Raw genomic sequence first — 22242 nt, 5'->3', positions numbered from 1 at the left:
CGGCTCCCTACGACATGGCGGCTCGGCCGACCGCGCCCGCCGCTGACCGGGCGGCAGGTGAAGCCGCAAGGTACTCGACCGCCCTGCGCAGCGAGCCCTCCTGCGAGGGATGGTACGACCGTCGCAGGTAGCGGGGTATGGCCGTGCCGAGCTCTCTCCAAGTGGGCAGCAGACCCTTGGCCACCGCCCGGTTGTGCTCGCGCAGCGAATAGCGCGGCCGCCCGCGCAGTTCCGGGTCGTTGCGCAGGAGGTACGAGGCACCCAGGATCCACAGCCAGCCCAGTACCGGGGCCACCACGACCATGCCCTCGACGCGGCGCGCGTAGCGGGGCAGGCCCGCGCCCCCGCAGTGCTGGTACATGTCGAAGGCGACGGAGCGGTGCTCCACCTCCTCCGCTCCGTGCCAGCGCAGCAGATCGAGCATGATCTCGTCCGCGCCGGCCCGGTCCAGCCCCTCGGCGCCGAGCACCCAGTCCCCGAGGACCGCCGTGAACTGCTCGATCGCGGCGACCAGCGACAGCCGGAAACGCAGCCACTCCTGCGCTGTCACGGGCACCCCGAACGGAGGGGTCTCCCCCAGCAGTTTTTCGAAGAGGAAGTCCACGTGCTTCGTGTACGCCCCGGTGGGAAGCCGTTGTTCGGCCAGGTGGTCCAGGACGTAGGAGTGCTGCACGCTGTGCGTGGCCTCCTGGCCCATGAACCCCTTCACCTGGCTCCGCAGCCCCGGGTCCGTGACCAGCGGCAGGCCCTCCTTGAAGACCTTCACGAACCACCGCTCACCGGCGGGCAGCAACAGGTGCAGCACGTTGATGACATGGGTGGCGGTGGGCTCGTCCGGTATCCAGTGCAGCGGGGTGGTCCTCCAGCTGAAGGCCACCCGGCGCGGGGCGATCGGGTACGGGGCCACCCCGCTCACAACCTGGGCTCCAGTTTCGCGAACCGCCTCAGGGTGCCCGGTGCGAACCGGGACATCCACAGGGCGCCCTTGGACTCGGGGGTCACCGGGACCACGGCCTGGTTCTTCACGACCGCGAGCAGGATCGCCTCGGCGACCTTCTCCGGTGGGAAGTTGCGCAGCCCGTACAGGCGGGAGGACTTCTGCTGGCGCCGCTTCTCCTCGGCCTCGTCCACCCCGGCGAAGCGGGAGGTGGCCGTGATGTTGGTGTTGACGATGCCCGGGCAGATCGCCGAGACGCCGATCGACTTCGACGCCAGCTCGGCCCGCAGGCACTCGCTGAGCATCAGCACCGCGGCCTTGGAAGTGCTGTACGCAGGCAGCGTCCTGGACGGCAGATAGGCGGCGGCGGAGGCGGTGTTGACGATGTGCCCGCCCTGCCCGCGGTCGGCCATCTGCTTGCCGAAGAGCCGGCAGCCGTGGATGACGCCCCACAGATTGACGTCGAGGACCTTCTTCCAGTCCTCGGCGCTCGTCTCCATGAAAGGACCGGACAGGCCGATGCCGGCGTTGTTGACCAGGACGTCCACGATCCCGTACTCGGCGGCGACCTTCGCGGCGAGCTTCTCCATCGCCTGCTCGTCGCTGACGTCGACGCACTCGCCCCAGGCCTGCGGTGAGCCGACCAGGCGGGCCATGTCGGCGGTGCGCGCCGCACCGTCGGCGTCCCGGTCCACGCACACCACACGGGCCCCGGCCTCGGCGAACGCGAAGGCGGTGGCCCGGCCGATGCCGCTGGCGGCTCCGGTGACCAGGACCAGCTGGCCGCCGAAGCGGTCGGTGTACCTGCCCGGGGCCCTGTGCTCCGGTGCCCGCGTGGCGGGCTCCTCCCGGGCGGTGACGAACTCGGTGATCCACGACGCCAGCTGGTCGGGCCGGGTCCGGGGCACCCAGTGCTTGGCCGGCAGGGTGCGCCGCACCAGGTCCGGAGCCCACAGCTCCAGCTCGTCGTAGAGCCGCTCGGAGAGGAAGGCGTCCCCGGTGGGGGTGATCAGCTGGACCGGTACGTGGGCGTACGCGTCGGCGCGCGGACGGCGCATCCGGGGCCGGACGTTGTCCCGGTAGAGCCAGGCGCCGTGCGCGGCGTCGGAGGGCAGTGAGGCCGTGGGGTAGTCCCCGGCCGGGACCTTCTCCACCCGCTGGAGGATCTTCGGCCACTGCTTGCCGAGCGGACCGCGCCAGGCGAGCTCCGGCAGCACGGGCGTGTGCAGCATGTAGACGTACCAGGACTTGGCGCCCTGGTTCAGCAACTGGGCGGCCCGGCGCGGGGTGGGCCGTGCCATCCGCTTCTTGATCCAGTGACCGAAGTGGTCGAGGGAGGGCCCCGACATCGAGGTGAAGGAGGCGATCCGGCCCTCGGTGCGGGCGACCGTCGCGAACTCCCAGCCCTGCACGGAACCCCAGTCGTGACCGACCAGGTGGACCGGGCGGTCCGGACTGACCGCGTCCGCGACTGCGAGGAAGTCGTCGGTCAGCTTCTCCAGGGTGAAGCCGCCGCGCAGCGGCTGCGGGGCCGTGGAACGCCCGTGGCCCCGTACGTCGTAGAGCACCACGTGGAAGTGGGAGGCCAGCCGCTCGGCGACCTGCGACCAGACCTCCTTGCTGTCCGGGTACCCGTGCACCAGGATGACGGTCGGCCGGTCCGTGTCACCGAGCTCGACGACGCACAGCTCGACCCCACCCGTGCTCACCCAGCGCTCGCGCCCGCTCGCCGCACCCGCGCCCGCGCCCGTCATTGTGCTCATGCCGCCTTCTCCTCAGCCCAGCGCCGCACGTGCGGCAGATCGTCGTCCAGCCAGTACGCGCTCTCCTCGGGGTCCCGGGAGTCGGTGACGACCAGGATCTCCTCGAACTTCGCTCCGGTGCCCCGGAAGCCCAGGTGCGGTTCCACCGCCCACAGGCCGGGCTGCGGAGGGTGGTCGGAGAAGCGGTAGGGGCTCCACAGCGGGGACCAGCCCTCGCGGTGGCCGCGCAGGGCGTCGGAGGCCAGCCCCCGCAGGGCCTGGGTGCCGAACCCGAACGCGGTCGGTGACCAGCTCCGCTCCTTGACCCGGTCTATCTTGTGGGCGATGACGCCGAAGGGGTATGCCCGGTGCCGGTTCGTGTACCCCTGGCTGATCATCAGCCGTTCGACTTCCTCGTAGATGTCGCGCAGGGTGCGGCGCTCGCGCACCTGCTCCAGGATCAGCGCGCGGTGCGCCTGCAGATCGGACATGAGCCGGTCCTGCACCGGATTGAGGCCGAGGCTGCCCGAGTACCCGATGTCCGCGGTGTGGCCTTTGTAGACCGGGGCCATGTCGAGGATGAACGGCATCCCCGGCTCCAGGGCCCGGTTCGTCGGGAAGAACTGCAGCGGGATCCTGAAGTTCGTGAAGGCGGTGCGGTCGCCGAACCACGCGAACGGCATGTGGAACCAGTCCCGCACCCCGCGCTCGCGCAGCCAGTCGCGCTGCATACGAGCCGCCTCGCGCTCGGTCACACCGGGGCGCAGCTGCGCCGCGACGGCCTCCGCGCACTCGTAGGAGAGGCGCTGCACCTCCCTGAACCCGCTCAGTTCGGCGGAGAGCCCGGTGGTGCGCCGCTTGGTGCGTTGCTTGGTGTCCCCAGCCATGCCAGCCGCCCGTCCATATAGCCGTACGCGCCCGTAACTTGACACTGATGAATGTGACAATGACTGGAGATCACGTCAAGGCCCGTGCACGGACCTGTGGACAAACTTGTCCGGGACGCATCAGCCGGGAGTCAGCCTTATGTCAGGGGCCGTAGTCCTGAAGGCTGAGAAAGGATCAAGCTCCAGGTCTGACGATCCGGGAGCGGCACGCCACTAACGTCGTCCACGTGACTGTCATCGCGACCGAAAGCCTGAGCAAGCGGTACCCCCGAGTGACCGCCCTCGACCGGCTCTCCCTGGACATCGGGCCCGGAGTAACCGGGCTCGTGGGTGCCAACGGAGCCGGCAAGTCCACGCTGATCAAGATTCTGCTGGGACTCTCCCCCGCCACCGAGGGCACCGCCGCGGTGCTCGGACTCGACGTCGCCACCCATGGCAGCGCGATCCGCGAACGCGTCGGCTACATGCCCGAACACGATTGCCTGCCCCCCGACGTCTCGGCCACCGAGTTCGTCGTGCACATGGCGCGCATGTCCGGGCTCCCGCCGACCGCTGCGCGTGAGCGCACCGCGGACACCCTGCGCCACGTGGGGCTGTACGAGGAGCGCTACCGCCCCATCGGCGGCTACTCCACCGGCATGAAGCAGCGCGTCAAGCTTGCCCAGGCGCTGGTCCACGACCCCCAGCTGGTCCTCCTCGACGAGCCCACCAACGGCCTCGACCCGGTCGGCCGCGACGAGATGCTGGGCCTGATCCGCCGCGTCTACACCGACTTCGGCATCTCGGTCCTGGTCACCTCCCACCTGCTCGGCGAGCTGGAGCGGACCTGCGACCACGTCGTGGTCGTCGACGGCGGCAAACTGCTGCGCTCCAGCTCCACCAGCGACTTCACGCAGACCACGACCACCCTCGCGGTCGAGGTCACCGACTCCGACGCCCACCCGGACGGCACCGCCGCCCTGCGCAAGGCGCTCACCGAGGCGGGCGTCACGCTGCACGCGGGAGAGGAGCAGGGCCTGCCCGGCGCCGGCCACATCCTGCTGGTCGAGGCCACCGGCGAGGCCACGTACGACACCGTTCGCGACACCGTGGCCGACCTCGGCATCGGCCTGGTCCGCATGGAGCAGCGACGCCACCACATCGCGGAGGTGTTCCGCGACAGCGACAACGCGGCCGCCGAGGCCGCAGCCCAGTACGCCACCCAGCAGAAGGGAGCCGGTTCCGATGGCGCCTGACACCTCGACCCAGATTCACAACATCGGCTACCGGTCCTACGACGGCCTCCGGCTCGGCCGCTCCTACGCCCGCAAGTCGCTGTTCTCGCAGTCCCTGCGCGGCGCCTACGGACTGGGCCGCTCGGCCAAGTCCAAGGTGCTGCCGATGCTGCTCTTCGCGGTGATGTGCGTGCCAGCGCTGATCCTCGTCGCGGTCGCGATCGCCGTGCCCGGCTCCACCGAGCTGCCGATCAAGTACACGACGTACGCCCTGACCACTCAGGTGATCATCGGCCTCTACCTCGCCTCCCAGGCACCCCAGTCGGTCTCCCGCGACCTGCGCTTCAAGACGGTGCCGCTGTACTTCTCGCGGCCGATCGAGCGCGTCGACTACGTGCTCGCCAAGTTCGCGGCGATGGCCTCGGCGCTGTTCATCCTCACCGCGAGCCCGCTGGTGATCATGTACATCGGCTCGCTGCTGGCGAAGTTCGACTTCGGCGACCAGACCAAGGGATTCGGGCAGGCACTCGTGTCGGTACTTGTACTGTCACTCCTCTTCTCCGGCCTCGGCCTGGTCATGGCCGCGCTCACCCCGCGCCGCGGCTTCGGCGTCGCCGCCATCATCGCCGTGCTCCTGATCCCGTTCGGCGCGGTGACGGCCGTCCAGGGCATCGCCAACAGCACCGGTTCCCCCGGCGTCGTCGAGTGGCTGGGGCTGTTCTCCCCGATCACGCTCATCGACGGGTTCCAGGCCGCCTTCCTCGGCGCCACCTCCGCCTTCCCCGGCCAGGAGGCCCCCTCGGGCGCCGCCGCCGTCCTCTACCTGCTCGTCATCCTCGGCCTCATCGCCGGCTCCTACGCCGCCCTGATGGCCCGCTACCGGAAGGCCGGGCTGTGACCATCATCGACATCGACCACACTTCCCGCTGGTTCGGGAACGTCGTCGCCGTCAACGACGTGACCATGCGCATCGGTCCCGGGGTCACCGGCCTCCTGGGCCCCAACGGCGCGGGCAAGTCCACGCTCATCAACATGATGGGCGGCTTCCTCGCCCCGTCCACGGGCACCGTCACCCTCGACGGCACGGCGATCTGGCGCAACGAGCAGGTCTACAAGCAGATCGGCGTCGTGCCCGAGCGCGAGGCCATGTACGACTTCCTCACCGGACGCGAGTTCGTCGTGGCCAACGCCGAACTGCACGGGCTCGACGACGTGGCCGCCCAGCGGGCCCTGGCCACGGTCGAGATGGAGTACGCGCAGGACCGCAAGATCTCCACGTACTCCAAGGGCATGCGCCAGCGCGTGAAGATGGCCTCCGCACTGGTCCACGACCCGTCGGTGCTCCTGCTCGACGAGCCGTTCAACGGCATGGACCCGCGCCAGCGCATGCAGCTCATGGACCTGCTGCGGCGCATGGGCGACGACGGTCGAACCGTGCTGTTCTCCTCGCACATCCTGGAGGAAGTCGAACAGCTCGCCTCCCACATCGAGGTGGTCGTCGCCGGCCGGCACGCCGCCTCCGGCGACTTCCGCAAGATCCGCCGCCTGATGACGGACCGCCCGCACCGCTACCTCGTCCGCTCCTCCGACGACCGGGTCCTCGCCGCGGCCCTGATCGCCGACCCGTCCACGGCCGGGATCGAGGTCGACCTGAAGGAAGGTGCTCTGCGCGTCCAGGCCGTCGACTTCGGGCGCTTCACAGAGCTGCTGCCGCGGGTCGCCCGCCAGCACGGCATCCGGCTGCTGACGGTCTCGCCCTCCGACGAGTCCCTCGAGTCGGTCTTCTCCTACCTCGTCACGGCCTGAAGGAGCTGGCACCCATGTACAACCCCACCGTTGCCCGGCTCACCTACCGGGCCCTGCTCGGCCGCCGCCGCGCGCTGATCCTCTTCGCGCTGCCCGCCCTGCTGATCGTCATCTCCATCGTCGTCCGCGCCTTCACGGGCCTGGACGACCGGGTCGCCGCCGATCTCCTCGGTGGTTTCGCCCTGGCCACGATGGTCCCGCTGATCGGGGTCATCGCCGGCACCGGCGCCATCGGCCCGGAGATCGACGACGGCTCGATCGTCTACCTGCTCTCCAAGCCGGTGAAGCGCCCGACGATCATCATGACGAAGCTGATCGTCGCGATCGCCGTCACCATGGTCTTCTCCGCGATCCCCACCCTGATCGCGGGCTACATCCTCAACGGCAACGGCCAGCAGATCGCCGTCGCCTACACCGTCGCCGCCCTCATCGCCTCGGTCGCCTACAGCGCGCTGTTCCTGCTGCTGGGCACCGTCAGCCGCCACGCGGTGGTCTTCGGCCTGGTCTACGCGCTGATCTGGGAGTCGCTGTTCGGCAGCCTGGTCGACGGGGCCAAGACCCTCAGCGTCCAGCAGTGGGCACTGGCCCTCGCGCAGAAGGTCGCCGGTGAGGGCTACGTGGATGCCACCGTCGGGCTGCCCACCGCTGTGGTCCTGCTCGTCGCCGTCACCGTGGGCGCCACCTTCTACGCCGGCCAGAAGCTCCGCCGGCTCACCCTGGCGGGCGAGGAGTAGACCTCGCGGCGGCCCCCGTGGCAGATCCCGTGCCACGGTGTCCCCACGGGATGTTTCACGTGAAACAGTGCCCCGCCCGGCCCACCGGCCAGGCGGGGCACAGCTTCGCGCGGGATCATCGGGGCATGATCGAGCACCTCGAGCCCGAGCCGTCCAGGCCGGTACGGTCCTGGATACGGTCCGCGCCCGGCACGCACATCTGGTTGCTGATCATCGCCGTCACCAGCATCGTGGTCGTGATCGTGCCCGACCACCTCGAACACGTCCTGCTCCACCGCAACAGCAGCAATATCCACGAGCTCGCGCGGCACCCCGTACGGGCACTGCTCAGCAGCGCCTTCTGGATCGTGGATCCGGCCTCGCTCGCCCTGTACGCGGTGCTCTTCGAGGTCTTCCACGCCAACGTCGAACGCTGGCTGGGGACACTGCGCTGGCTGGTGATCGTCGCGACCGGCCACATCACGGCCACCCTGGTCAGCCAGAAGGCGGTCCTGATGGCCATCCAGGACAACCGCGCCCCGCGCAGCATGGTCCACGTCGTCGACATCGGGGTCAGCTACGGCCTGGCGGCCGCCGTCGGGGTGCTCACCTACCGCCTCCACGGCCCCTGGCGCTGGCTCTACCTCGCTGGGTCCCTGGCCTTCTTCGGGCTTCCGCTCATCACCGGCGGCACCTTCACCGACCTCGGTCACGCCATCGCGCTCGCCGTCGGTCTGCTCGCCTGGCCGCTGACCCGTCATCCCCACCCCAGGCACCCGCGGCCGCCGAAGCCACGGCCGCCGCACGGAAAATCACTGGTAAGAGGCGTGCGGCGGGGGGCAGAGTGAGCCGTGCGGGGAGAAACAAGAAGGTCCGGAACAGCCACTTCGAGCGCGCTTCACGGCGCGGGCCGTTCCGGACCTTCCCTGTACGGTGCTTCCGGCTACGCGGCGCCCAGCAGACGCTCCAGGACCACGGCGATGCCGTCCTCCTCGTTGGAGGTGGTCACCTCGTCGGCCACCGCCTTGAGCTCCACGTGGGCGTTGGCCATGGCCACCCCGTGTGCGGCCCAGCCGAACATCGGGATGTCGTTGGGCATGTCGCCGAAGGCGATCGTCTCGGCCGCCTTCACCCCCAGCCGACGCGCGGCCAGCGAGAGGCCGGTGGCCTTGCTCAGCCCCAGCGGCAGGATCTCCACGATGCCCGGACCGGCCATGACGACGCCGACCAGACTGCCCACGGTCTGCTGCGCCACCTGGACGAGGGCGTCCTCGTCCAGCTCGGGGTGCTGGATGTACAGCTTGTTCAGCGGAGCCGTCCACACCTCGGAGGTGTCCTCCAGGTAGAGCGCCGGAAGCCCTTCCTGGACCTGGTAGCCGGGGCCGAAGAGCACCTCGCCCTCGACTCCGTCCCGGCTGGCGGCCAGCGCCAGCGGACCCACCTCGGCCTCGATCTTCTCCAGTGCCAGCGCGGCCAGCTTCCGGTCCAGGGTCACCGAGGTCAGCAGCCGGTGCGCGCCCGCGTCGTAGACCTGTGCGCCCTGCCCGCAGACCGCGATGCCCTCGTAGCCGAGGTCGTCGAGGACGTTCCGGGTCCACGGCACGGCGCGGCCGGTGACGATGATGTGCGCGGCACCCGCCGCGGTGGCGGCGGCGAGTGCCTCACGGGTGCGTTCCGAGACGGTGTCGTCGCCGCGCAGCAGCGTCCCGTCGAGATCGGTCGCGACGAGCTTGTACGGGAACGGGGCCGTGCTCACTTGGTGATCGGCTCCAGGATTTCGCGACCGCCCAGGTAGGGCCGGAGCACCGGGGGCACCCGGACCGTACCGTCGGCCTGCTGGTGGTTCTCCAGGATCGCGACGATCGTGCGCGGCACGGCGCACAGCGTTCCGTTCAGGGTGGACAGGGGCGCGGTCTTCTTGCCGTCGCGGTAGCGGATCGACAGGCGGCGGGCCTGGAATCCGTCGCAGTTCGAGGCGGAGGTCAGCTCGCGGTACTTGCCCTGGGTGGGGATCCACGCCTCGCAGTCGAACTTGCGGGAGGCGGAGGAGCCCAGGTCACCGGTGGCGACGTCGATCACCTGGAACGGCAGCTCCAGGCTGGTCAGCCACTGCTTCTCCCAGTCCAGGAGCCGCTGGTGCTCGGCCTCGGCCTCCTCCGGTGCGACGTAGGAGAACATCTCGACCTTGTCGAACTGGTGGACGCGGAAGATGCCGCGGGTGTCCTTGCCGTACGTGCCGGCCTCGCGGCGGAAGCACGGGGAGAAGCCGGCGTAGCGCAGCGGCAGTTTGTCCGCGTCGATGATCTCGTCCATGTGGTACGCGGCGAGCGGGACCTCGGAGGTGCCGACCAGGTAGTAGTCGTCCTTCTCCAGGTGGTACACGTTCTCCGCGGCCTGGCCGAGGAAGCCGGTGCCCTCCATGGCACGCGGGCGGACCAGCGCGGGGGTGAGCATCGGGATGAAGCCGGCCTCGGTGGCCTGCGCGATGGCCGCGTTGACGAGCGCGAGCTCCAGCAGGGCGCCTACACCGGTGAGGTAGTAGAAGCGCGAGCCGGACACCTTGGCGCCGCGTTCGACGTCGATGGCGCCCAGGGATTCGCCGAGCTCCAGGTGGTCCTTGGGCTCGAAGCCCTCGGCGCCGAAGTCGCGGATGGTGCCGTGCGTCTCGAGGACGACGAAGTCCTCCTCGCCACCGACGGGTACGTCGGTGTGGACGATGTTGCCGAGCCGCAGGAGCAGCTGCTTGGCGGCTTCGTCCGCCTCGTTCTGCTCGGCCTCGGCTGCCTTGACGTCCTGCTTGAGCTGATCGGCCTTCTTCAGCAGCTCCGTCCGCTCCTCCGGAGAGGCCTTGGGGATGAGCTTGCCGAGCGACTTCTGCTCGTTGCGGAGTTCGTCGAATCGCATACCGGAGGACCTGCGGCGCTCGTCGGCGGAGAGCAGCGCGTCGACGAGGGCGACGTCCTCTCCACGGGCGCGCTGCGAGGCGCGGACACGGTCAGGGTCTTCACGGAGCAGCCGGAGGTCAATCACCCCTCCAGGCTACCGGGCCGGGCTTCCCGGGAGCGCACCGATATCACGCTGCGTGTCACTTTGTCCCAATTGCCGCGAATGGAAAACTGTCGGCGGGCGGCTGGAACTGACGCTTCCGCAAGGGTCGATAAAAGCGGTCCCATTCCCCGAAAAGGGGCACACCCCCAGCGATCGGGCAGCCCCTGAGCAGGGCTGGAGGGGCCTTCCTTGTCCACAGGAATTGCTGGCCGTACCGGCTTATCCACAGGCTGTGCGCCGCATCTGTGGACACAGGAATAGATCAATCCCGACTATGGAGCGAGCGGGCTCAATCAGGGTTCAAACCACCCTCACACACTCATTCGGGTGGGAATGGCTCGTCCCAAAGGGTTGATCGGTGATGCGGGGGTGACGCCGTTCACCCCCCGCTCGCCAGCGCGAAACCTGTGCCACCCGACCGATTTGTCGACCTTGTCATGTTGCTCTGTCGACTTGTCCCCAGGTCTGCATCTGCACCTGTGGATAACTCTGTGGACAGCGGACGGAGCGTTACGGACGCCCGTCCAGGCAGCGCGTCAGCCAGTCCGAGGCCGCCGTGAAGTCGCCGTCCGAGGTACCGGGCCGTTCGGCCTGGACGTCACCCTGAGCGATACCGGCGCGCGGGTACGAGCCGAGGAACCGGACCTGGGGGCAGGTGCGCTTGAGGCCCATGAGTGCCTCGCCCACCCGGCGGTCGGAGATGTGTCCCTCGGCGTCCACGGCGAAGCAGTAGTTGCCGATCCCCTCGCCCGTCGGCCGGGACTGGATCAGCATGAGGTTCACCCCGCGGACGGCGAACTCCTGGAGCAGCTCCAGCAGCGCTCCGGGACGGTCGTCGCCGAGCCACAGCACGACGGAAGTCTTGTCGGCCCCGGTGGGCGCGGCCGGCCGGGCGGGCCGGCCGACGAGCACGAAGCGGGTCTCCGCGTTCTGCGCGTCGTGGATCTCGGTGACCAGCGGGACCAGCCCGTAGGTGGCGGCCGCGAACTCGCCCGCGAACGCGGCGTCGAAGCGGCCCTCCTGGACCAGCCGGGCCCCGTCGGCGTTGGAGGCGGCCGACTCCCACAAGGCGTCGGGCAGGTTCGCCCGCAGCCAGTTGCGTACCTGCGGCTGCGCGACCGGGTGCCCGGTGACGGTCTTGACATCCGACAGCGCGGTCCCGGGCCGCACCAGCAGCGCGAACGCGATCGGCAGCAGTACCTCGCGGTAGATCATCAGCGGTACGCCGGAAGCCAGCTCGTCGAGGGTGGAGGTGACCCCGCCCTCCACCGAGTTCTCGATCGGGACCAGGGCGGCCGCGGCCTCGCCGTTGCGCACGGCATCCAGGGCGGCCGGGACCGAGACCATCGGGACGAGCTCCCGGGTGGCGGCTTCGGGCAGTGTGCGGAGGGCGGCTTCGGTGAACGTGCCCTCGGGACCGAGATAGGTGAAGCGGGTGGCCGACATGCGATCAGCCTAATGCCGGGGCCCTGAGGCCACCTGAGCTGTTCATCCTTCGAGCAGCCGCTGCCCCACGTACTCCCCGGCCCGCGCACCGGGCGGCACCGCGTACAGGCCGCTGGACTCGTGCCGGATGAATTCCGACAGGGCGTCGCCGCGGTCGAGCTTGCGCTGGACGGGGACGAAACCGCGCGCCGGATCGGCCTGCCAGCAGATGAAGAGGAGCCCCGCGTCGGGGGTTCCGTCGCCCGAGATCCCGTCGTGGAAGGAGAAGGGGCGCCGGAGCATGGCGGCCCCGCCGTTCTGCGCGGGCGCGGAGATCCGGGCGTGGGCGTTGGAGGGGATGACCGGCTTGCCGTCGGCGCCGATCCTGTCGAGGGCCATGGCGGTGGTCTCGTCACCGCCGGTCAGCGGGGCGCCGGTGGCCTTCGTACGGCCGATGACCTGCTCCTGCTGGGCGAGCGACTGCTGGTCCCAGTGGTCGAGGAGCATGCGGATGCGGCGGACGACGGCGTACGAGCCCCCGACCATCCAGGCGTGCTCCGGGGGCACCGTGCCCGGGACGAAGATCCGCTTGTCGAAGTCGGCTTCGGCGGGCTTCGGGTTGTTGGTGCCGTCGACCTGCCCCATGAGGTTGCGGGCGGTGACGGGAGCGGCGGTGGCACCGGGAGACCTGTTGAAGCCGTTCATCTGCCAGCGGAGCTTCGCCGCCTCCCCGGCGTCCTTCTGCAGGGCGCGCAGCGCGTGGAAGGCGACCAAAGCGTCGTCGGAGCCGATCTGGACCCACAGGTCGCCGTTGCTGCGCTGGGGGTCCAGCCGGTCGGAGGAGAAATCCGGCAGCGGGTCGAGGGCCGCGGGACGGCGGGCGGTGAGTCCGGTGCGTTCGAAGAAGGAGTGGCCGAACCCGAAGGTGACGGTGAGGGACGACGGCCCGGCATCGAGGGCGATCCCGCTGTCGGCGACCGGCGCGGTCTCGCCGGCCGTGAGCCGCCGGGCCGTGTCGGACCAGCGGCGCATCAGGGCGGCGGCCTCGGTCCGTCCCGCACCGGGCGCCAGGTCGAAGGCGAGGACGTGGCCCTTGGCCTGGAGGGGCGTGGTGATCCCGCCCTGGTGCTCCCCGTGGAAGGCGACCCGTGTGGCGCCGATGCCGGCCGGGGCACCGGCGGAACCGGGCGTCCCGGAGCCGGACACCGCGGAGTGCACCAGGGCGCCGCCGGTGGCGCCGAGGGCGAGCCCGGTGGCGCCCGCGGCACCGACGGTGCCGAGCAGCCGGCGCCGGGAGATCTCGACGCGGGGGTGGCCCGTGGGGCTCCCGGCGGTGTCGGTGGTCTCGTTGTTCTGGGTCACGCTGGTCAGCCGATCTTCACGTTCTTCTGGACGGTCGTCTGGTCGATGTCGGAGGTGCGGACGGTCACATCGATCCGCCAGTCGCCGGACAGCGGGAGCTGGACGCCCGACGCGGTCCAGTGCCCGCGAGTGGCGTACTCGGGCACGACCGGGAGCGGGCCGATCTCCTTCGCCTCCAGGGTGAACGAGATCTTGATCTCGGGGAGGTCGAAGGGACTCCCGTCAGGGGTCTCGGCCCACACGTGGAGGTTGTTCGCGCCGACCCGGCCCGGATCCAGCTGGAGCCGGATCAGGCCCTTGCCGTTCTGACCGCCGGTGTCGAAGGGCAGCGTGATCTTGACCGCGCGATCGGGAACGGCGGCGGCGTTGGAGCCGCGGCTGGCCTCCAGCTCCGCGGCGCGTCCGGGCTCCGTGCTCGTGAGGATCGTGGTGACGGCCAGCAGGACCACGGCCACACCCGCCTCGGCGAGTACGGACCGGCGCAGGCCCGCGCGGTCCGGGTCCGCGTCGCGCGCCTGCTTCTCCCGCGCGGTGCGCCGGGCGGCGCTCTGGCGGGCGAGCTGCGCCGCGCGCCGGGGGTCGGTGGCCTCGGCTCCGCTCCCGTAGACGGCGGTGGTGGTGCCGTTGGCGGTGGACGCGGGCGATGTTTCACGTGAAACATCGGAGTCGTCCGCACTCGCCGCGGTCTTCGCGTCCTGGCCCGACCCGGCGAGGCGGGAGGTCCACTTGCGGGAGACGTAGGCGATGGCGACGACTACCCCGACGAGGCCGATCTTCAGGAGCAGGAGCCGCCCGTAGTCGGTCCCGGTCAGGGCGGACCAGCTGCCGACCTGGCGCCAGGACTGGTAGGTGCCGGTGGCCGCCAGTACGACAACGCTGGTGAACGCGACGGCGGAGAAGCGCCGGATGGCCTCACGCTCGATCCCGGGAACCTTGTGCAGCGCGACCAGCAGTGCGGTGAGTCCGCCGAGCCAGGTGGCGACGGCCAGCAGGTGCAGGATGTCCACGGGCATGGCGATGGCCGGCTGGATTCCGGTGGAGGCGTGCTCCGACAGGGCCCAGGTGGCGGCGATACCGGCGGCTACGACGGCCCCGCCGATGCCGAGCCCGAAGACGAGGTCGCTCTCCTCCTTGGCGTCCCCATCCGGAGAGCCCGCGGAGCCCGCAGCGTCCCCAAAGCCCGCAGCGTCCCCAGAGACCGAGGCCTCCGATTCCTCCGCGCTCCGGTGGCGCCGGGCGTAGGAGCCGAACAGGACGGTGATGAACAGCGCGGCGGCGCCGAGCAGGAGCAGCCGGGAGACGAGCGAGGCGCCGGACTTGGTCTCCAGGACGCTCTTCAGCCCGGAGAGGTCGAAGGCGTCGGCGAAGTTCCCGGACCCGGTGTACGGGGTGCGGAGCATCAGCATCGCGAGGGTGGCCACGGTGAGCGCGACCCAGGCCCGTACGACCAGCGTCTGCATCGGTCGCTCGGCGGCGCCCCGGCGCCAGCACAGCAGGATGAACGCGGAGGCGCCGACCAGCACCGCGAACCCGGCGTAGGCCACGTAGCGCGCGATGCCGTAGGCGATGGCGACGGGGCCGTCGCCCGCGGCCCGCGAGGGCAGCGAGACGGCAGTCTCCGAGGGGGCTCCGACCGAGAAGGTGAAGGCGCCGGAGACCGGGTGGCTGTCGGCGGATATGGCCTGCCAGGCGACCGTGTAAGTGCCGTCGGGCAGCCCCGGGCGCAGTGCGGTGCCGTAGCGGATGGTGTTCCCGCTGCAGAGGTCGCGCAGTTCACCGGTGTCGACGCGCTTGCCCCGGGGGTCCAGGACGCGGATGGAGTCGCCGTTCATGGCGACCCCCTCGGAGAAGGAGAGCGAGACCTGGGCGGGCGCCGTGGCGACCACCGCCCCGTCCACCGGGTCGCTCGCGGTGAGCGCGGCGTGCGCCGAGGCCGGGGTGGCCGTGGCGAAGAAGGCTGCCAGCAGGGCCGCGAGGACCAGCGTGAGCCGCGGCAGCAGTGCCGTGGCGCGGACGCGGTCCGTGGATGGGGTCGGGGCGGTGGCCGTCATGGCGTGTCAGTCCCTCGGTCCGTCAGCGGGCGGTGGAGTTGTCGGCCTTGTACGTCCGCTCCTTGACGTCCAGCTCGACCTTGATCGGGCCGGACTTCTCGAAGCGCAGCTCGACGGTGACCTTGTCGCCGACCTTGGGGGTGTTCTTGAGCCCCATGAACATCACGTGGCTGCCGCCGCGTTCCAGCTTGAGATCGCCCTTAGCGGGCACGTCCATGGAATGCACCTGCTGCATCTTCTGATCCTTGGTCTCGTGGATCTGCAGATCGTCGGAGAGCGGGCTCGTGACACCGGTCAGCTTGTCGGGGGTCTTGGAGCCGTTCTTGATGACCATGAACGCGCCGGCCATCTCGGCGTTCACGGGCTGCGGCATGTAGCCGCCGCTGACCGTCAGTTCCGGCTTGGCGCCGACCGCGTCGGTGCCGGAGTCCTTGGAGTCCGAGGAACAGCCGGATATGGCGAGCGTGGCCGTCAGGGAGAGGGCGGCGGCGAGGGCGCGGGTGGTGCGGGCGGTCACGGGTTCGCTCCCTTGACGATCTTCGGCAGGTCCTTGGTGTAGTCATCGACGGTGGTGCTCTCGCCGTAGAGGAGGTATCCCTCGTCGGTCTTGGGCGAGAAAGCGATGACCTGGGCGCCGTGCATGGAGACGACGTTGCCGTTGGCATCCGTCGTGGCGGCCTCGATACCGATGCCGAGCGTGCGCGCGGCGGCCTGGATGGTGGCGAAGTCCCCGGTCAGCCCGGTGAATGCCGGGTCCTGGGCCTTGAGCCACGCGCCGAGGGATTCGGGAGTGTCCCGTTCTGGGTCGGTGGTGATGAAGACGACCTGGAGCTTGTCCTGGTCGGCCTTGGGGAGTGCCTTCTTGGCGACGGCGATGTTGCTCATCGTCAGGGGGCACACGTCGGGGCAGTGGGTGTAGCCGAAGTAGATGAGCGTCGGCTTGCCCTTGGTCTGCTCCCGCAGGTTCCACGGCTTGCCGGTGGTGTCCGTGAGGACGACGTCCGGCTTGTCGAAGGGGCGGTCGAGCACGGTCGCGGAGCCGACTTTGACCTGGCTCTCGCTGATCTGAGTGACCTTGCCGGTGTTGGCCGTCTCACCGCCGCAGGCGGTGAGAGCGAGCGCGCCCGCCGTCACGAGGGCGGCGAGCGTCACACGTGTGGTGCGCATGGGAATGTCCCTGAGTTCGGGGGTGGTACGGGTGGATCCGCGGCCCCGGCCGGGCCGCAACGGCCGGCCGGACGCGCGGGATCGGCAGGTCAGGAAGTGCGACGGCGCGAGGCGATGCCGAAGGCCACGCCACCGAGTCCGATGACGATGCCGGCGATGCCCAGGGCGCGCGCGGTCGTGTCGGAACCGCTCTTGGCGGCCTCGTCGTGGCTGCCCTCGTGGCCGGCGGCGGCCCCGTTCTTGTCGCCGTCCGTCTTCTTCGCGTCGTCGTGGTGGTCGTCACCCGCGGCCGGGGCGGCGGTCAGCTTCAGGACGGGCGCCGGGTTCTGCGGCTCCGCGGCGCCTTCCTTGGACTCTTCGATCCAGCGGACGACCTCGCCGTTGTCGTAGGTCTGGATCGCCTTGAAGACCATCTTGTCGGCGTTGTCCGGCAGCTTGCCGAGGGAGAGCGGGAACTGCTGGAACTTGCCGGGCTCGATCTTGCCGCCCGACCAGGTCACCTTGGTCACGGCCTCGTTGATCTGCTTGCCGTGCACGGTGAGCGGCTTGTCGAGCTTGGTCTTCTCGACGTTCACGGTCCAGCCGGGGACGTCCTGCGGCATGACGGAGGACAGCGGCTGGTCGACCGGGAAGTTGACCTCGAGCTGGGTGGTCGAGGCGGCGTCGCGCTCGTTGGGGACCTTGAAGTTGATCGTCGCGTAGCCGCCCTTGGCGGCCTCGCCGGGCTGCACGCCGACGTGGGCGAAGGCGGTGCCGGAGAGGAGGAGGACGGAACCGGCGGCGAGGGCGGCGGCGAAGGAGACGCGAGAGGTCTTCATGGCAGAAACTCCACGGAAGCTGTGGTGACGGTGGCTCCGCGCGCGGCGCGCACGGAGTTCGCGGCACCGGTGCTCCCGTCGGGTGTCCCGGGGAGGAGAGGTGCCGCTTCAGGCTGCGAGGGCCAACCCCATGGGCGGCCCGCGCCTGATCACCGTGTGCTGGAGCGCGTCCCGGCCCGTGGAGACGGCGGAGCCGGCGGAGTGCCTGGCCGCTCGTGCGGTACGGGCCGGCGTGCGCGGCAGACCCGCGCCGAGGGTCCGTACGTAGGCCAGCGCGGCACGCAGCGGGCGTACCGGGCCGGCTCCGGCGGAGAGCCTGGACAGTTCGAGGAGACGGAACAGCGCGGCGTCCCCGCGACCGAGCAGCCAGCCGGCGGCGAGCGCGGCCAGCAGGTGCCCGATGAGCATGGCGGGGGTGAACAGGCCGACCAGCCCGCCGGCCGGCTCCACGAGGCCCTGCCCCATGTGGGCGTGGAGCGGATGCCCCGACGTCCCGGCCCGCGCGGCCATGGTGTCCGGGTCCAGGCCGGCGCTCTCCAGAATCCGCCGGGCATCCGCCGGACCGGGTGGAACGGAGTTGCCCCCGCACACCAGCTGGGCGGCCAGCGCCGCGAGCGAGGTGTCCGAGGAGGCGCCGCCGCCCGCCGGGGCGGTGTGCTGGCCGAGGCCGAACAGCGTGTGCAGGGCGAACTGTCCGCCCGCCAGCGAGGCGACGATGCCGGGCAGCGAGCGGCGGCGTCCCGCGAGGGGGGCCGCGACCGCGAAGACGGCGAGGAATCCGGCGCAGAGCGACCACCAGGGCACCGTCGCGCAGGAGGCCAGTGCGTGCCCGGCCGCGGACAGCACGACACAGACCGCGGTGAACACCGCGGCCCGGATCAGCCTGAGGCCGGATCCGGCCTGCGTCGCGTGGGGGGCAGTCATGGCCGGCCCATCATCGCACTGGGCTTGGACGGCTCATACGGCAGGTGCGACAGACGCTTTGCGTTCCCGCGCACGGATGCCGCAGGCGTGCCGCACGGATGCCGGACGCATACGGCACGGCAGCGGCACGCAGGCCACCGCATGACGCACCGGTGCCGGACGGGCGCCGCGGCCGGTGACCGGGCGCCGCCGCGAACGGACCGCCCGCGCGTGGTGCCCGGATGGCCGCATACACCCCCGCCCGGGAGTGCCGCATCGGCCGAATGAGGGCTCTGTGGGCTCTCGGGGGCTTACTCACCGCCACGAGCGGCAATAGGTAACCGTATGAGCATCTGGTGGTCTCTCCACTTGAGGCGCGAAGCAGCGAGTGTGCCCCTCGCCAGGCGGCTGCTGCTGGGAACGATGGAGACCGCGGGGGTGGACCCTGACATCTCCTTCGACCTGTCGGTGGCGCTGAGCGAGGCGTGCGCGAACGCGGTGGAACACGGCGGCTGCGAGGCCCTCCCGCGCGTCGGAGTCCCGGACGGAGGAGCTCCGGAAGGGACCGGGGCGTACCACGTCACGGCCTATCTCGACGGCGACCGCTGCCGCATCGAGGTGAGCGACTCGGGTCCCGGGTTCCCGCCCGCGACGGTGGCCCGCCGCAGACCGTCCCTGGCCGAGCACGGCCGGGGCCTGCACCTGATCGAGGAGCTCGCCGATCACGTCCGCTTCCGCAACCGGCCGGGCCGGGGAGCCGTGGTCAGCTTCGACAAGATGCTGAAGTGGCGGGACGACTCGCTGCTGAAGGTCTCGTAGACGCACCGATGGGCGGAACCCGTGGAGGGTTCCGCCCATCGGCGTCAGCGAGCGGGGGTATCAGCGGCGCCGTCAGCCCTTGAGGCGGGCCAACAGCCCTTGAGGCTCGCCTCAGCCCTTGAGGCGCGCCATCCACGCCTCGACGTCGTCCGAGGTGCGGGGCAGCCCGGCCGACAGGTTCCGGTTGCCGTCCTCGGTGACCAGGATGTCGTCCTCGATCCGGACCCCGATGCCGCGGTACTCCTGCGGCACGGTCAGGTCGTCGGCCTGGAAGTACAGACCGGGCTCGACGGTGAGGCACACGCCCGGCTCCAGCGTGCCGTCGACGTACGCCTCGGTGCGCGCGGCGGCGCAGTCGTGGACGTCCATGCCGAGCATGTGGCCGGTGCCGTGCAGGGTCCAGCGGCGCTGCAGGCCGAGCTCCAGGACGCGCTCGACCGGGCCTTCCAGCAGGCCCCACTCGACGAGCTTCTCGGCGAGCACGTGCTGCGAGGCGTCGTGGAAGTCCCGGAACTTCGCGCCCGGCTTGACGGCGGCGATGCCGGCTTCCTGGGACTCGTACACCGCGTCGTAGATCTTGCGCTGGATGTCGGTGTACGTGCCGCTGATCGGCAGCGTGCGCGTGACGTCGGCGGTGTAGAGGGAGTGCGTCTCCACACCGGCGTCGAGCAGCAGCAGGTCGCCGGAGCGGACGTCGCCGTCGTTGCGGACCCAGTGCAGGGTGCAGGCGTGCGGGCCGGCGGCGCAGATGGAGCCGTAGCCGACGTCGTTGCCCTCGACGCGGGCGCGCAGGAAGAAGGTGCCCTCGATGTAGCGCTCGGAGGTGGCCTCGGCCTTGTCGAGCACCTTCACTACGTCCTCGAAGCCGCGGACGGTGGAGTCGACGGCCTTCTGCAGCTCGCCGATCTCGAAGGCGTCCTTCACGGCGCGAGCCTCGGAGAGATAGACGCGCAGTTCCTCGTCGCGCTCCTTGGTGACCTTGTCGGTCAGGGCGCTCTCGATGACGGAGTCGTGACCGCGGACGTGCCGGACCGGCCCCTCGGCATCGGCCAGCTCCTCGGCGAGCTTGCGCACGTCCTTGGCGGGCAGGCCCAGCAGCTGCTCGGCCTCGGCGAGGGAGTGGCGGCGGCCGACCCACAGCTCGCCGCTGCCGGAGAGCCAGAACTCGCCGTTCTCGCGGTCGGAGCGGGGCAGCAGGTAGACGGTGGCGGTGTGGCCGGTCTCCCCCGCGGGCTCCAGGACGAGGACGCCGTTCTCGGTCTGGTCACCGGTGAGGTAGGCGTACTCGGTCGAGGCGCGGAAGGGGTACTCAGTGTCGTTCGAGCGGGTCTTCAGCCGGCCGGCGGGGACGACGAGGCGTTCGCCGGGGAAGCGCCTGGACAGCGCGGAGCGGCGCGCGGCGGTGTGCGCGGCCTGGGCGATCGGCTCCAGTCCGTGCAGCTCGGTGTCGGCCCAGCCGGTGCGCATGCTCTCGGCGAGCTCTTCGCTGACACCCGGGTACAGCCCGTTCTTGCGCTGCTTGTGCTTCTTCTTGGGCTGCTCTTCTTCCGGGGTCTCCGGGGTGAGCTCGTCAGCCACGTCTTCTCCTCAGTACGACGGACACGGACCGGGTACGGACCTCATCCATCGTATGTGTGAGCGGACGCGCCCCGGCGGCGGGTCGTGTGACAAATGCGCCGAACCGGGTCACCCGGCCCGTGCCGTTCGCACCGTGCCGTTCATGGGCCGCGCCGTCATTCGAACCGCGCCGCGAGCAGCACGATGTCCTCGGAGGCTTCCGCGCGCGAGGCCGCGCAGGCCCCGTCGCCCTCGGGCAGCACCGTCCGCAGGATGTGGTCGCAGATGGCGGCCGGGTCCTCGCGGGCGCTACGGGGGACCCCCGCGGCGGCGGCGTGCAGCCGCGCGTACGCCCGGTCCATCGGGTCCCCGGTGCGCCGGAGCAGGCCGTCCGTGTAGAGCAGCACCGTTTCTCCGGGCGCGGGCTCGATCTCCACGCTCGGCGCCTCCCAGCAGGACAGCATTCCCAGCGGCGCGGAGAGGGTGGTCTCCACGTACTCGGTGCGCCGTTCGCCGATCAGCAGTGGCGGGGTGTGCCCCGCCCCGGCCAGGATGATCTTCCGTCCCGGGCCGCCCGAGCCCCCGACGGGTTCGCAGTAGGCGAAGAGCGCGGTCGCCGAGCGCGCGGGCTCGGTCAGGCGCAGCAGCAGCTCCAGGTCGGACAGGACGGCGACGGGGTCCTCGCCCTCCATGACGGCGTACGCGCGCAGCGAGGCCCGCAGCCGCCCCATCGCGGCGACGGCGCTGGGGCCGGAGCCCGTGACGGAGCCGACGGCCAGCCCGAGGGCGCCCTCCGGCAGCGGCAGCGCGTCGTACCAGTCGCCGCCGCCGTGCGGCCCGGTGTGGTGCCGGGCGGCGAGCTGGACCCCGGAGATCCGGGGGAGCCGGCTGGGCAGCAGTTCCTCGGCGACGGTGGCCAGGCTGGAGCGCGAGCGCTCCACCTCCAGCATCCGGGCCAGGTACTCGGCGGCGTGCCGGACGTACAGCCCGACCAGGTCGCGCTGGCGGTCGCTGGGCTCGGCCTGCTCGTCGTAGAGCCAGACGGCCGCGCCGAGCCGGCCGGTGGCCTCGGCGGTCAGCGGCAGCGCGTAGCTGGCGGCGTAGCCGAGCCGGGCGGCGACCTCCCGGTGGCGGGGGTCGACGGGGGTGGCGTACCCACTGGAGCCGGCGGCCGTGCCGGGTTCGGGGAGCACCTCGGAGCCGCCGTGGGCGTCGGGCAGTCCGTCGAGGATGCGGCCGTACGAGGTGGCGCTGCGCGGCACCGTCTCGATGTGGCCCAGGTCGGCGTGGCCGAGGCCGAGCCCGATCGTGGTGGTGGGACCGAGCCCGTCGGAGGGCTCCAGGACGATCAGGCCGCGCCGCGCGCCGACGAGGGAGGCTCCGGCGCGCAGGAATTCCCGGAGGGAGGCGGTCAGGTCCCTGGCGCGGGCGAGCCGCTCGGTGAGTTCGTGGAGGGTCGTGAGGTCGGAGACCATGCCCGCGAGGCGGTCCTGGATGACCGAGCTCGCGGCGGGGGCCTGCGCCGGGGCGTGGGCCGGGCGTGCGGGTGTGGCCGTGGGCACCGTTGTGGGCGCCACAGTGTGCGGGGACGCTGTGACAGCTGGATCGATTCCAGCCACTTTCGGCAGATGCGGGGCGCTCATGGCGTCCGCCTTTCCAGCTGGTGCGATTCGCCATATAGCATCGCAAACCCCCAGATCATGCTGCGCCGCTATCAATGAATCCACATCTACACGCACACAAGGAGCGATGTCCAGCATTGCCCAGGTGGGAATCCTGGTGTCCGTGGGACG

20 protein-coding genes are annotated in these 22242 nt (G+C 70.8%); 6 read left to right on the top strand and 14 right to left on the bottom strand.

Going from position 1 to position 22242, the window contains the following annotated elements; genetic code table 11:
• Positions 1–7 precede the first annotated feature (7 nt).
• The 3 genes from OG389_RS19145 to OG389_RS19135 are packed head-to-tail and all read right to left on the bottom strand — an operon-like array spanning position 8 to position 3566.
• Positions 8–916, bottom strand: coding sequence for a metal-dependent hydrolase (locus OG389_RS19145; RefSeq protein ID WP_328299689.1), 909 nt, complete (start codon positions 914–916; stop codon positions 8–10).
• On the bottom strand, positions 913–2691 hold the full coding sequence (locus tag OG389_RS19140; protein ID WP_443059441.1) for an SDR family oxidoreductase: 1779 nt from the start codon (positions 2689–2691) through the stop codon (positions 913–915). Before OG389_RS19140 ends, OG389_RS19145 begins: the two co-directional genes overlap by 4 nt.
• A 5-nt stretch (positions 2692–2696) precedes the next feature.
• Entirely contained in the window at positions 2697–3566 is an 870-nt protein-coding gene (locus OG389_RS19135) for a M24 family metallopeptidase (protein WP_328299687.1), read from the bottom strand.
• A gap of 227 nt (positions 3567–3793) precedes the next feature.
• On the opposite strand from OG389_RS19135, the gene OG389_RS19130 reads away from it, so the two are divergent.
• From OG389_RS19130 to OG389_RS19110, 5 genes are all read left to right on the top strand, one after another.
• On the top strand, positions 3794–4801 hold the full coding sequence (locus tag OG389_RS19130; protein WP_328299686.1) for an ABC transporter ATP-binding protein: 1008 nt from the start codon (positions 3794–3796) through the stop codon (positions 4799–4801).
• Entirely contained in the window at positions 4791–5678 is an 888-nt protein-coding gene (locus OG389_RS19125) for an ABC transporter permease subunit (RefSeq protein ID WP_328299685.1), read from the top strand. The genes OG389_RS19130 and OG389_RS19125 overlap by 11 nt, the downstream gene beginning before the upstream one ends.
• A complete protein-coding gene (locus tag OG389_RS19120; protein ID WP_328299684.1) occupies positions 5675–6586 on the top strand; it encodes an ABC transporter ATP-binding protein in 912 nt (303 codons plus the stop codon). The genes OG389_RS19125 and OG389_RS19120 overlap by 4 nt, the downstream gene beginning before the upstream one ends.
• Before the next feature lie 14 nt (positions 6587–6600).
• On the top strand, positions 6601–7320 hold the full coding sequence (locus OG389_RS19115) for an ABC transporter permease (RefSeq protein WP_328299683.1): 720 nt from the start codon (positions 6601–6603) through the stop codon (positions 7318–7320).
• Positions 7321–7445: 125 nt separating this feature from the next.
• Positions 7446–8147, top strand: a complete 702-nt coding sequence (locus tag OG389_RS19110; protein WP_328299682.1) for a rhomboid-like protein — start codon at positions 7446–7448, stop codon at positions 8145–8147.
• Positions 8148–8242: 95 nt separating this feature from the next.
• Here the strand turns inward: OG389_RS19110 and OG389_RS19105 are convergent, their stop codons facing one another.
• From OG389_RS19105 to OG389_RS19065, 9 genes are all read right to left on the bottom strand, one after another.
• Positions 8243–9055 carry an HAD family hydrolase gene (locus OG389_RS19105; RefSeq protein WP_328299681.1) on the bottom strand — a complete coding sequence of 271 codons (813 nt, stop codon included), beginning with the start codon at positions 9053–9055 and terminating at the stop codon, positions 8243–8245.
• Positions 9052–10329, bottom strand: coding sequence for a serine--tRNA ligase (gene serS, locus OG389_RS19100; protein ID WP_328299680.1), 1278 nt, complete (start codon positions 10327–10329; stop codon positions 9052–9054). Before serS ends, OG389_RS19105 begins: the two co-directional genes overlap by 4 nt.
• Before the next feature lie 528 nt (positions 10330–10857).
• Entirely contained in the window at positions 10858–11793 is a 936-nt protein-coding gene (pheA, locus tag OG389_RS19095; RefSeq protein ID WP_328299679.1) for a prephenate dehydratase, read from the bottom strand.
• Between the two features lie 42 nt (positions 11794–11835).
• The gene (gene efeB, locus OG389_RS19090; RefSeq protein ID WP_443059307.1) at positions 11836–13134 is read right to left on the bottom strand and encodes an iron uptake transporter deferrochelatase/peroxidase subunit; all 1299 of its coding nucleotides are present in this window, start codon (positions 13132–13134) and stop codon (positions 11836–11838) included.
• A 5-nt stretch (positions 13135–13139) separates the two neighbouring features.
• Entirely contained in the window at positions 13140–15185 is a 2046-nt protein-coding gene (locus OG389_RS19085) for a copper resistance CopC/CopD family protein (protein ID WP_328299678.1), read from the bottom strand.
• A 22-nt stretch (positions 15186–15207) separates the two neighbouring features.
• On the bottom strand, positions 15208–15702 hold the full coding sequence (locus tag OG389_RS19080; RefSeq protein WP_328299677.1) for a copper chaperone PCu(A)C: 495 nt from the start codon (positions 15700–15702) through the stop codon (positions 15208–15210).
• A complete protein-coding gene (locus OG389_RS19075) occupies positions 15699–16352 on the bottom strand; it encodes an SCO family protein (protein WP_328299676.1) in 654 nt (217 codons plus the stop codon). Before OG389_RS19075 ends, OG389_RS19080 begins: the two co-directional genes overlap by 4 nt.
• An 89-nt stretch (positions 16353–16441) precedes the next feature.
• Entirely contained in the window at positions 16442–17170 is a 729-nt protein-coding gene (locus OG389_RS19070; protein ID WP_328299675.1) for a YcnI family copper-binding membrane protein, read from the bottom strand.
• Positions 17171–17278: 108 nt separating this feature from the next.
• Positions 17279–18094 carry a hypothetical protein gene (locus OG389_RS19065; protein WP_328299674.1) on the bottom strand — a complete coding sequence of 272 codons (816 nt, stop codon included), beginning with the start codon at positions 18092–18094 and terminating at the stop codon, positions 17279–17281.
• A 324-nt stretch (positions 18095–18418) separates the two neighbouring features.
• On the opposite strand from OG389_RS19065, the gene OG389_RS19060 reads away from it, so the two are divergent.
• Entirely contained in the window at positions 18419–18892 is a 474-nt protein-coding gene (locus tag OG389_RS19060) for an ATP-binding protein (protein ID WP_328299673.1), read from the top strand.
• 111 nt (positions 18893–19003) lie between these two features.
• Here OG389_RS19060 and OG389_RS19055 read toward each other — a convergent pair whose 3' ends face one another.
• Both OG389_RS19055 and OG389_RS19050 read right to left on the bottom strand, forming a co-directional pair.
• Entirely contained in the window at positions 19004–20470 is a 1467-nt protein-coding gene (locus OG389_RS19055) for an aminopeptidase P family protein (protein ID WP_328299672.1), read from the bottom strand.
• Between the two features lie 155 nt (positions 20471–20625).
• Positions 20626–22209: a PP2C family protein-serine/threonine phosphatase gene (locus OG389_RS19050; RefSeq protein ID WP_328299671.1), complete on the bottom strand. Its 1584-nt coding sequence runs from the start codon at positions 22207–22209 to the stop codon at positions 20626–20628.
• Positions 22210–22242: the final 33 nt, after the last annotated feature.

It is taken from the genome of Streptomyces sp. NBC_00435, from assembly GCF_036014235.1.
Classification (GTDB): domain Bacteria; phylum Actinomycetota; class Actinomycetes; order Streptomycetales; family Streptomycetaceae; genus Streptomyces.
Note: the sequence above shows the minus strand (reverse complement) of the source record. Positions and strands in the feature narration are given on the sequence as shown.

Excerpts from the sequence above, each read along its gene's own strand:
- OG389_RS19140 (WP_443059441.1), bottom strand. The coding sequence starts at position 2,691 with ATGACGGGCGCGGGCGCGGGTGCGGCGAGCGGGCGCGAGCGCTGGGTG.
- OG389_RS19135 (WP_328299687.1), bottom strand. The coding sequence starts at position 3,566 with ATGGCTGGGGACACCAAGCAACGCACCAAGCGGCGCACCACCGGGCTC.
- OG389_RS19125 (WP_328299685.1), top strand. The coding sequence starts at position 4,791 with ATGGCGCCTGACACCTCGACCCAGATTCACAACATCGGCTACCGGTCC.
- OG389_RS19115 (WP_328299683.1), top strand. The coding sequence starts at position 6,601 with ATGTACAACCCCACCGTTGCCCGGCTCACCTACCGGGCCCTGCTCGGC.
- OG389_RS19110 (WP_328299682.1), top strand. The coding sequence starts at position 7,446 with ATGATCGAGCACCTCGAGCCCGAGCCGTCCAGGCCGGTACGGTCCTGG.
- pheA (WP_328299679.1), bottom strand. The coding sequence starts at position 11,793 with ATGTCGGCCACCCGCTTCACCTATCTCGGTCCCGAGGGCACGTTCACC.
- OG389_RS19085 (WP_328299678.1), bottom strand. The coding sequence starts at position 15,185 with ATGACGGCCACCGCCCCGACCCCATCCACGGACCGCGTCCGCGCCACG.
- OG389_RS19075 (WP_328299676.1), bottom strand. The coding sequence starts at position 16,352 with ATGCGCACCACACGTGTGACGCTCGCCGCCCTCGTGACGGCGGGCGCG.
- OG389_RS19070 (WP_328299675.1), bottom strand. The coding sequence starts at position 17,170 with ATGAAGACCTCTCGCGTCTCCTTCGCCGCCGCCCTCGCCGCCGGTTCC.
- OG389_RS19065 (WP_328299674.1), bottom strand. The coding sequence starts at position 18,094 with ATGACTGCCCCCCACGCGACGCAGGCCGGATCCGGCCTCAGGCTGATC.
- OG389_RS19060 (WP_328299673.1), top strand. The coding sequence starts at position 18,419 with ATGAGCATCTGGTGGTCTCTCCACTTGAGGCGCGAAGCAGCGAGTGTG.
- OG389_RS19050 (WP_328299671.1), bottom strand. The coding sequence starts at position 22,209 with ATGCTGGACATCGCTCCTTGTGTGCGTGTAGATGTGGATTCATTGATA.